This window comes from Pseudoalteromonas luteoviolacea DSM 6061, from assembly GCF_001625655.1.
Classification (GTDB): domain Bacteria; phylum Pseudomonadota; class Gammaproteobacteria; order Enterobacterales; family Alteromonadaceae; genus Pseudoalteromonas; species Pseudoalteromonas luteoviolacea.
Genome location: NZ_AUYB01000094.1, coordinates 1 through 9,854 on the forward strand (window position 1 = coordinate 1; position 9,854 = coordinate 9,854).

Consider the following 9,854-nt stretch of genomic DNA (forward strand, 5'->3'; position numbering starts at 1 on the left):
TGCTTTAAGTACAGTCTTCGCCCATTTTTAAGACACTGATACTAACTATTTTCTACAGAGTCTTCACCATGTTCATCAATTTGGGGGCAGTCCACAACTTCAGCTTCATGTGTTGAGGTTAAGTTTCTCAATAAAGGAACAACAAACTTACCTGCTAAATTAGTGGTATTTGAAAAAATTCGAATGCATGTTGTTTTATTGCTTTCTAATACAGCCTCTAAATGATGTGTGGCACTGCCTTGAGACCATATCTCAAATTTGTATTCACCCGGCAGCAGTTTTAGCGCCTTTTTTCCTGCTTTGGCAAAAGACGCATAATTTTTCTCTTTCTCACCAAAATAAACTCTACTTTCTCCAATTTTTAGGTTGGATTCCATGAACAGTACGACTTTTGAGATATCACTTTCTTTTACCGTATCAGGTAACTTAGGGGTCACAATTTTTGTACTTTGGCATCCTGCAAGTAAAAATAAAGCCACAATATAAATAACTTTCAATTTAAATTTTCCTTGTATTAAATATCAAAATCAATGGGGTCAGAGTCATTGAAATAAAACAATCTCGCTCTTTCCGTCACTTTTATGAGGACAATATTCTAAACAAAACGTCTTGGTAAGCCAATTTTCAATTTAACTTTATTTGAGAGGGCATTGGCTACAGGGTACGTTTTTATGGAACATATCGATATGCGCTACTACATACTTAACACGCCAAAATAATATGAAGTTTCATATATAAAAAGCGCTCGAATACGCAGAAGGTTTTCACCATTGAAAGCATAAGAGGCAACACGATAAATCGCGTGTTTATAGAGCTCAACTTAAATCCTATGCAAAGAGGTGTGTTCTTGAGAGAGATTGACCCAGAAAGTACACATCAAACCATGATGTATGACAAAAATTAAGCCATTAAAGAGGCTAAGTCGTTTAGTTAGCTATCGAAAATACTCACCATCAATAGCTCTACTGAGTGTCATAACTTGCTACCTTGTTAGGCGTTGCAGTTATATACGCCGTGTTAGAGCATTACTGATGTTTCATCGTAACAAGGGTTGATTCGTTGACGCTATCGGATTTCGATTACCTGTAATCACGACAGTGAATGTGTAATACTAAAATATAAACTACTTTAAGTATAAATTGAGAAAGCTATGAAAAAACTGATTTTTTGCGCTCTAGGCTTAATATCACTAAATTTATCTGCACTTGAACAAAGTGCCTACACAACGATTAAAGCAATGCAAGTTTACCCAGACTATGGCGGTGGAGATTTTACACTTAGATTAGAAACACCTGCTGCTAAATGTAAAGGATATTGGATAGGTAAAAATAGCCCAGCTTATGACGTAACAGTCAGTCTCTTACTTGCTGCTTATCATGCTGGTACGAAAGTATCGGTGTTTGGTCATGATGAGGACACAGCAAGGTGGGCAGGTACCACAACGCACTTCTGTAAGATCTATACGGTCGCATCAGAAAAAGGCAGATAATGGCTGTGGGGAGGCGAGTCAAAACGATTGCGGGGACGCTCAATCCCACGCCACAATGTCAAACGCTTTCCTTGCTTCGGCCACTGTACAATCGGTTTTGGTTACTAATTGCTGAAGCGTTATGGTTGGATTTAGTTTTATTATCGTAACTAAATCCTCCATGTTTGGTTTAGGTTTGAAGTTGTTCAGCTGTTCAATTACCCATTGCCAACTTGGCTCTTCTCGAACTTGGGCATGATAAATAATGAATTCAAACTGAGACCAGGTTCCTCGTAGCCGCCAGTTTCTTGAGCGGCCTTTGCGAGTTAATTGAGCACCCGAAAATTTTATCAAAGCCTTAAATTCGTTTGCTTGCTCAATACGACGAACAAAGCTATTTAATTGAATATCAAACATACATAAGTTAGTGGTTAATTAAGGTCAAAGTGTAACAGAGTCAGCGTTCAATTACTTTGTTTCTGTACGATTAGGAGGAGACTCTTTGAGTGGGCATTTGGGTTAATAACTTAGTCTCGTATGTTACACATACTCAAGCCAACATTAACAACAACGCAAGTCTTTACATTACGTTATTACGGCCAACATTGTGGCCATAATAACATGTTTGCTTGATGGGCTATTGCTTGGGTTTAATCTACATTGAATCGTCCAACCAATTCATCTAAGTTGTTCGCGAACTTAACTAACTGTTTCGCGCCATCATAAAGAGAGTCAGCATAACCACCGACTTGCTGTATTGACTGATTGATACCTTCTATCTGAGCCTTGCTATCGCTGGCGAAGGCGCCTTGTTGCTCGGCTTGCTCAGAAATATTGGCAATAATAGGTTTGACTCTTTCAATGGAATCTGCAATTTCTTCAAATGCACGATGTGCTTGCTCAGACTGTTCTATTGCCGTTTTTGACTCTTCAACACTTAAAGTCATATGTTTTGACACAGCTCGAGTTTGATCCGTTAATTTAGTGAGCACTTTCTCTATATCCTGCGTTGCATCGTGAGAGCGCTGCGCAAGAGTACGCACTTCATCAGCAACCACGGCAAAGCCACGGCCTTGTTCACCAGCCCTTGCGGCCTCAATCGCTGCATTCAATGCCAGTAAATTTGTTTGTTCAGCAATAGTTCGTATCACTTCAAGAATATTAGTGATGTCTTTGCTTTGACCCTCTAGTTCATTCATTGCATTGGCTGAGCTATCGAGAGAGTCATTGAGTGTAGCAACCTGGCTCACGGTGTTTTGAATTAACGCATTGCCTTGTTTTGCATGATCGTCAGTATTAGAAATCTCATGCAGTGCTTGAGTGCAATTGTCGTTTACGGTAATTGCCATATTTTCCATGGCTTGTGTATGCTCAGCAGTTTGTTGTGAAGTGCTGGCTTGGTGGTGACATTGGCTGCGAATTTCATCAACACTGCTATGTGATTGTTGTGCTTGTGAGTTTAGGTTGCTGGCATTACTTTTGATGTCACGAACCAGCCCGTTGATTGAATTTAAAAATTGATTAAACCATGCAGCAAGTTCGCTTATTTCATCATTACCAATGACTTTTAAGCGTTTGGATAGATTTCCCTCGCCTTGGGCTATTTCTTTTAAACCATCTGAAACCATTTCTATGGGGTAAACGATTTTATTCGCCAGCGCGATGGCAATAAATACAAACAAAACCAGCATCACAATAGAAATAACACCAATGTTGTACGACATTGCATAAGCTGAAGAGAGGATTTCATCTTCCTCGATTAATGCAATAAATGTCCAATTTAGAGTTTTAGAGTGATAGCGTCTTGCTTGAAGTATTTTATCTCCAGTATCAATGTGAATGAGCGCTTGGTCAGAAGTACTATTAATGGCTTGGTATTTTGGACCAGTTAAAGAAGATATATTTTTGAAGTTGCTGTCAGGGTTTTTTGGGTCAGCTAATATAGTGCCGTTGCCATCTAATAACATGAGGTAGCCGGTCTGGCCCAATTGAATATTACTAACGATATCAGTGAGGGTAGCGAGCGTAACATCGAGTGACTGTACACCGACAATAGAGCCAGAACGTTTAATTGCAGTTGCGATTGACACCATTGCTTGTCCTGTCACACCTTGATATGGCTCTGTGATCACCACATCGGATTGAGACTGGGTTACCTCTTGATACCAAGGTCGCTTTCTAGGGTCGTAGCCGCCAAGTGGCTCCGCGGGATATTGAATAAACCCGCCATGTTCAGTACCTAAGTATACAAATAACAGTTCTGGATGTGTCACGCCAAAGCTTTCAAACAGTTTAAATATGTCGGCTTCTTCTTTTCCAGAAGACTCTGGTGTCATCATTTTTTCGTCACCAAAGTAAGTTGTTGTGTCTTTGGCAACGTTGACTACTGCTTCACTTTGTGCCAAAAAGCGAGCGTTATTCTTCATTTGATCAAAGAATAAAATGAAAGCGTTTTCAACCTGTCTAATCTCGTTATCAGAGGTTGCTATAAAGCTGGTGTTCGACTCCTGCTTGGTGCGGGTTATACTCATTATTGATATTGCTAGAATAGGAATAATGACAGTCAATACAAAGCTGCCGATCAGCTTTTGTCGCATTCTCATATATGGCTCCAACTACTTGGCTCTTAAACAGTATAGATGCTGTTTTCTAACCTGTGTAATTGAGATTTAAAGAAATTTAAAGATGAGATATGTTGCTAAATTGGTAATGGTTTTGCATATATGAGAGTACAAATTGCATGATTTAGAGGCTCCGCATGCTTAAATGAGCCTCAAAGAGCCATTATTGTAACTCTCGCCGCAAAATAGAATACAAAAAACAGTTGTGGTAGTTGCCTTGTAAGTACATGTTATCGCGTAATTCACCTTCTCGACGCATGCCTAATTTTTCCATTAAGCGCCATGATGATACGTTATTTATTGCGCAAACCGCGATGACTTTGTTGAGCTCAAATTGATCGAATAAATGTGGAACAAATGTACTCGTCGCTTCAAATGCATAGCCCTTACCCAAGTGCTGTGGACTCAAGCGGTATCCAATCTCACCAATGTGGCAGTGCTTTTGAGTGAACTTAAATAGCAACTCGCCGATAAATAAGTCCGTAGTTTTACACCGTATAGCTAGCATCAATTTTTGATGATCAACACCCTGCCAAGGTTGGGTCGCTTCTTCAATCCTTTGTCTGGCATCCTCTATTGTCGCTGGGTCACCAATATATTTTGACGTATCAGGGTTTTTTCTAGATTGATATACATCCGCTAAATCGCATTTTTGTAGGGGCCTCACAATTAACCTTGCTGTTTCGAATCGCATAACTTAACTCCATTTTGATTGATTGTTTCATTACCTAGCTTTTTAAGTGCGTTTAAACAAATAAGTACGAGTAATGCGCATCCCACAGTTAAAATAGCGATAGAACTAGGTCCTGTGATTAAGTATTGGTTCGCAAGCCAAGCAATACTCGAAAATAACAGTAATTCAGTTGCCCCCACTAACGCATTTGCAGTGCTCGAGCGTGACTTGTAAAAGTGGCCAACGTAATACATGTAACTGGGAAAGTAACTGCCAAAAATAAACATAATGGCGCAGTGGGCAAAAATAACTGCATGCACATGTTCACTAAAAAACAAAAAGGTGAAGGCGCTTATTGGTAGTGCAGGCCATAATAACACCGCAATTTTTAGATGATGAGTTCGTTTTTGCATGAATTTGGCCAGTGTTGAGCCCACCAATAGTCCTGACATAGAAATCATCATGGCTTGTCCTATTTGTTCTGTGGAATAGGCAAATTCATTGCGCAAAAAAAAGGGAAGGTAGAGTTGTAATGTTAAATACAAGAATGTTGGTGCCCATTTAAGCGATGCTACGGGTATAAAAGCGGGGCTTATGGCAATACTCTTATATTGCTCCAATAGTGCAATGGGCCTTAATGAAACGAGACGCTTTTTGGGCTTTGGGAACGTAGCTAAACCAAAGAGAAAAATACAGACATAAAAGCAAATTAATACTATAGACATGCCTTGCCAAGAGAATTGCTGCGCCAATGTACCAGCGATTAATGGGGTGATGAGTGCAACAAAGCTTGCTGAAATAGCGAGACTACCCATTGCATTGTTTAGTTTTGCGCCTTGAAAGCATGAGTATAAAACAGCACGACTTACCAGAATAGGTGCAGCGCAGCCTGCCCCCTGTAATACTCGGCCAATCATAAAAGTGTTGGCGCCGTTTGCGAAAGCACAAATTAAAGTTCCTACAATTAAAATAATGTGGCCTGCGACAAATATTGGCCGTTCTCCATACTTGTCGCACAGAGGCCCGACGAGAAGTTGCGCAGAGCCTAAAGCAAGGAAAAAGCTGATAATAATTGCTTGGCTAGCTCCTGCTGACAAAGCCAGACTGTCTGCTATATCCGGTAGGACAGGCATAAAAATTTGGCTAGCTAATTGAGAGCAAGAGGTCAATAAAGCGGCCAAGGCGATGTACCTATTCATGGTTCTCCGGAATACGGCTGGGAAATATAGGTTGTAATATAACGTGCTTTTAATGTCCTAAAAATAAGGTAATAATTAAAAGACTTTTTCTTGTTAGGAATTAATAATGGATTGGCTAAGTGCAATTCGTAGCTTTGTTGTTTTAGCAGACATGGGAAGTTTTACTAAAGCTGCGGATATTGTAGGGGTATCGGCGTCTGCAATGAGTAAAAGAATAGATTGGCTGGAAAAGCAGCTTGGCCAAACATTGTTTATTAGAACAACAAGGCAAGTAAGCTTGAATGAAAACGGTATGCAATTTTTACCCAATGCGAGGGTTTGGATAGGGCAGTTTGAGAATATGCTAGAGCAATTGCAAGGGAGTGATTTAAAGCCTCAAGGCACGTTAAAGATTGCCGCGACACAGGCAATTGGGAGTAGTGTATTGATGCCGAATATCAAACGATTTTTGGAGCAATATCCAGATTTGACTATTCACCTCAATGTGCTGACTCCGGGCGCACCACCTGATCTTGAGCATGACTTGGTTATTACGCGATATCATGAAGACTTTGATTCTGCGGCACATAAAGGTACTCGATTGATTGATTACCAGATGATGCTATTTGGTGCGCCAAGTTATTTATCAGAGTGTGAAGAGATTAAATCAGTCGCTGATTTAGCGTCACATAAAATGTTGCTTAGTAATTATTATCAAAAGAAAGGAGGGATCATTCTAGAGGACGGAACGGTATTCGACTTTAAAAATTATAACTTTGTTTCGGACCATTTGGATGCGATGATGAAAGCCGCAGTGCAGGGGATGGGGCTAATCTTTATTTCACCTCAGTATGTTGCTAGAGAGATAAAGCAGGGAGCGCTTGTACCTGTATTGCCCAATTTAAGGTCAGAGGTGAAGCAGCTTTGGGCTTACTACCCAAATTCTAGCTTCACACCCTATAAAACACGACTGTTTATTGACGAGTTAAAGCGCAGCTTGGGCAGTTAAAAGCGATAATTTATACCTGCGCTTAGTTGAAACTGATTTAACACGTCGCCATCAAAATGCCAGATACAATTATCTGTTGTTTGAGGGTCATCGTCACAAACAACCGAAGATGAGTTTTTCACTATGGTTGCCATCCAGCGCAGCTCTGTAAAAGCATGGAACCCTGCACCAATAGAGTAATCAACCCCCGTGAAAAGGCCTGAAGCGAAGAAATCATCTGCTTCTGCAAAGTTTGGAGTGACTCTATTAACGCCAATTTGAGCACCAACATAGTAATTTAGATTTTGGCTAATAGATCTCTCAATTGCACTTTGAAACATCAAATATTCCATATCCACTTTAGCAATAGAGTTGTCAGCAAGCTCTGTTTCATTAAAGCTATAAAATAGTCCATATCGCGTACTGTTAACGATGCGGTCAGCCGAAAAACCAAAGTGGCTATTATCTTCAAGATCTATTTTGTAGTTTTTGCTAGTTGTTAGGTCGTGATTAGTGGAGTAGCCGCCAAATACAGAAACGCCAAACCCTGAATCATCAGCGTGTGCAAGATTTAATGAACTTAGTAACCCCAAGCTCGTAATTAGGCAAAGAATATTTTTCATTTATTGTCCTTATATGCTGGTCTGCTGCTATTTTGGCACAATTATATGAAGAAAAGGAGAGGCTTAAAAATAAAGTATGCCCAATTTTCACTTTCATGTGGCGTCATTTTGAGCGTAAATTATTTGGCGGCTCATTAGAGTGGACTTAAAGTCACCCGTTTTTGCACTTGCGTGGCGTGAAACATAGTTAGAGTCTAACGTGAATGGCTCTAATAATGCTGTATTCCTCAGTAATGCTCAAGCCTGAATGTTTACAATAGGCCTCGGCACACCTCTAGAGTCGAACCACTGTACATCCCCTGAAATGTAATTGTTTAGTGTTGTCTCAAATGCAGGTTAGCAAAGGTGAATATAGCGGATTGTGAAAAGCGAGGTAATTTATATTGACCACTTATGAAAGCGATCACGATACACTGAAAGGTATTAGTTTAAGGTGCTGTGGGAGCTTTTTAAAGCTAGAAACGTTTAATGTTGATAGAATGGTCACCCGTGAAATAGTGCTGCAATACTAATTTACCATCGTGATTTAAAGCAATGAAAGGGAAACTTGATAGTCATAGTCACTCAATGATTGAAATGGGACTTCATCGCTTTCATCAGCTTGTGGGTGATAGGTGAAAGTGTTGCACTTTCAATAAAAAATATACAGAATCGAAGACTAAATCTGAGGAAGTAAATACGATGAGTGGATTTAGTAAAACTGAATATCAGGAAAAGTTATAAGCTAAACACTAGAGTTAACATGGTCATCGAGCTCCTTTCTTAACAAGCCAGCACATTAATATATATAGAGATAAAAACTGCTCCACATCGTAGGCTGTCCTCTTTCTGCTTGCTTTAACGAGGTATTAATCACCTAACTACATTGAGATGCTACTTTATTTATCATGTGGTAATTTGCACTTTGGAAGCTGAAATGGATGTAAAACTTTGCAACTGTTAATGCCACTTTAGTTTTAAAGTAAAGTAGTGGCTTCTGCGTTTTCTGCATATGAACGGCGCCATCGGTTTTTTATTTATCTATATATCTCATGTATTTAAAATTTTTCTAAAACCAAATCTACCAGCAAGTTTACCTAGCCTAGGTTGGTGACCTTGTTATCGGTTGTGGGGCACTTATTCTCTTGAACTCTTGTTTTTACATATGTACGAACTATTAAAGTAAGCGAAATTAAGATTGCTTTTAATAAAATAAAAATATCGTAAGAGTAAATAACACCTTTACATTGCTTTACAAAGGCTTTATCTCAGTCTTTTTGTACCGTTTTGTGAAAGTATTGGCGCTAGTTATAAAGGTTTTTAAATTCAAAATAATCTTATAAGTATGCTGTTTTTAATGGTTATATTCCTTCATTGTTGGATGTTTATTTTAAGTTAATTATTTGAAAAACAAAAACGTTAAATGGTTGATTTGGCACCATGATTCATATGAGAACTAACTTGACGAGCAATTTTCATGTTGATATAAACTGTATTATTGTTAATAAATGTGGTGTTTAGTTGCATAATGGGTTTTATTTTGTCACTGGAATGCGTTGAAAAGGTTGATTTTGAAGTTAGGGAGTCTTTTGGCGATTTGATTGAAGCGTCAAAGGCATTAGATTTAGAAAGTTACTTTAAGTGCTTTGATGCTGATAGGTTTGTTGGACTAAATGCAAATGGAACAAATTGGAACTCAATTGAAGACTTAAAAAGCTTTATATGTCCTATTTTTGGAATGATTGAAAAAGTCCAATCTTTAGATTTCACCAACATAACAGTTTCAGTAATTGATACCAACACCGCTATTTTAGTCAACGAGTATGAGCAAAGTGTGGTTTTAAAGTCTGGTGATGTAGCAAAAGCTTCAGGAGGAGGTACTCAAGTATGGTCCAAGGCTTGTGGAAACTGGAAGCTTGTTAGTGTATCGGCAAGTACCAAGCCAGAAAACCCTAATGATTTGTCTGAGTAGGTCGGTATGAACCTTAGCCTTTTCGCTTGTTTTTATATTTTAGTGTCAAAGCTAAGGAATAAATAATTGGGATTCCCCATATTTAAAACGTATTTATAAGGCAGGTTATATGGCTGGGTTTTGATTTTATAAGGTTTGTATTTATTTGATATTTATTTTTAAGGTTGATTTTAAATTTGTGGCAAAGTTTAAAGTGGTGATGGTTTTTTTCTTGCTCTCGAGTGCTAAATTTAAAGGTTGAGGTTTTTTGGTTTTATTTTTCTATTTTTATATTTTTAGGTTGATTTTTGAAATTGAGAAATGAAGGCTTAATAATCGTGTTGGGTGTTGCTTGGCTTTGGTGGTTTTTTGG

At 38.7% G+C, this 9,854-nt stretch carries 9 protein-coding genes; 3 read left to right on the top strand and 6 right to left on the bottom strand.

What is annotated here, in order from left to right; genetic code table 11:
• Positions 1 to 41: 41 nt before the first annotated feature.
• Positions 42 to 497: a hypothetical protein gene (locus N475_RS07215; protein ID WP_063364964.1), complete on the bottom strand. Its 456-nt coding sequence runs from the start codon at positions 495 to 497 to the stop codon at positions 42 to 44.
• 653 nt (positions 498 to 1,150) lie between these two features.
• On the opposite strand from N475_RS07215, the gene N475_RS07220 reads away from it, so the two are divergent.
• A complete protein-coding gene (locus N475_RS07220) occupies positions 1,151 to 1,489 on the top strand; it encodes a hypothetical protein (RefSeq protein WP_063357116.1) in 339 nt (112 codons plus the stop codon).
• Between the two features lie 39 nt (positions 1,490 to 1,528).
• Here the strand turns inward: N475_RS07220 and N475_RS07225 are convergent, their stop codons facing one another.
• The 4 genes from N475_RS07225 to N475_RS07240 all read right to left on the bottom strand — a co-directional run bounded on the left by N475_RS07225 (position 1,529) and on the right by N475_RS07240 (position 5,961).
• Positions 1,529 to 1,885 carry a ribosome recycling factor family protein gene (locus N475_RS07225; RefSeq protein WP_063364965.1) on the bottom strand — a complete coding sequence of 119 codons (357 nt, stop codon included), beginning with the start codon at positions 1,883 to 1,885 and terminating at the stop codon, positions 1,529 to 1,531.
• 233 nt (positions 1,886 to 2,118) lie between these two features.
• Complete coding sequence (locus tag N475_RS07230; protein ID WP_063364966.1) at positions 2,119 to 4,071, bottom strand: methyl-accepting chemotaxis protein; 1,953 nt, start codon at positions 4,069 to 4,071, stop codon at positions 2,119 to 2,121.
• 181 nt (positions 4,072 to 4,252) lie between these two features.
• Entirely contained in the window at positions 4,253 to 4,783 is a 531-nt protein-coding gene (locus N475_RS07235; RefSeq protein ID WP_063357119.1) for a GNAT family N-acetyltransferase, read from the bottom strand.
• Entirely contained in the window at positions 4,759 to 5,961 is a 1,203-nt protein-coding gene (locus tag N475_RS07240; protein WP_081232392.1) for an MFS transporter, read from the bottom strand. The genes N475_RS07235 and N475_RS07240 overlap by 25 nt, the downstream gene beginning before the upstream one ends.
• Positions 5,962 to 6,067: 106 nt before the next feature.
• On the opposite strand from N475_RS07240, the gene N475_RS07245 reads away from it, so the two are divergent.
• Positions 6,068 to 6,949, top strand: coding sequence for a LysR family transcriptional regulator (locus tag N475_RS07245; protein ID WP_063357121.1), 882 nt, complete (start codon positions 6,068 to 6,070; stop codon positions 6,947 to 6,949).
• On the opposite strand, the gene N475_RS07250 is transcribed toward N475_RS07245, so the two are convergent.
• A complete protein-coding gene (locus N475_RS07250; RefSeq protein WP_063357122.1) occupies positions 6,946 to 7,551 on the bottom strand; it encodes an outer membrane beta-barrel protein in 606 nt (201 codons plus the stop codon). The two genes, N475_RS07245 and N475_RS07250, sit on opposite strands and share 4 nt — an antisense overlap.
• 1,507 nt (positions 7,552 to 9,058) lie before the next feature.
• On the opposite strand from N475_RS07250, the gene N475_RS07255 reads away from it, so the two are divergent.
• The gene (locus N475_RS07255) at positions 9,059 to 9,502 is read left to right on the top strand and encodes a YybH family protein (protein ID WP_063357123.1); all 444 of its coding nucleotides are present in this window, start codon (positions 9,059 to 9,061) and stop codon (positions 9,500 to 9,502) included.
• Positions 9,503 to 9,854 lie beyond the last annotated feature (352 nt).

What these genes read in the sequence shown, in the direction of transcription:
- N475_RS07220 (WP_063357116.1), top strand. Translation starts at nt 1,151, where the DNA reads ATGAAAAAACTGATTTTTTGCGCTCTAGGCTTAATATCACTAAATTTA.
- N475_RS07225 (WP_063364965.1), bottom strand. Translation starts at nt 1,885, where the DNA reads ATGTTTGATATTCAATTAAATAGCTTTGTTCGTCGTATTGAGCAAGCA.
- N475_RS07230 (WP_063364966.1), bottom strand. Translation starts at nt 4,071, where the DNA reads ATGAGAATGCGACAAAAGCTGATCGGCAGCTTTGTATTGACTGTCATT.
- N475_RS07235 (WP_063357119.1), bottom strand. Translation starts at nt 4,783, where the DNA reads ATGCGATTCGAAACAGCAAGGTTAATTGTGAGGCCCCTACAAAAATGC.
- N475_RS07240 (WP_081232392.1), bottom strand. Translation starts at nt 5,961, where the DNA reads ATGAATAGGTACATCGCCTTGGCCGCTTTATTGACCTCTTGCTCTCAA.
- N475_RS07245 (WP_063357121.1), top strand. Translation starts at nt 6,068, where the DNA reads ATGGATTGGCTAAGTGCAATTCGTAGCTTTGTTGTTTTAGCAGACATG.
- N475_RS07250 (WP_063357122.1), bottom strand. Translation starts at nt 7,551, where the DNA reads ATGAAAAATATTCTTTGCCTAATTACGAGCTTGGGGTTACTAAGTTCA.
- N475_RS07255 (WP_063357123.1), top strand. Translation starts at nt 9,059, where the DNA reads ATGGGTTTTATTTTGTCACTGGAATGCGTTGAAAAGGTTGATTTTGAA.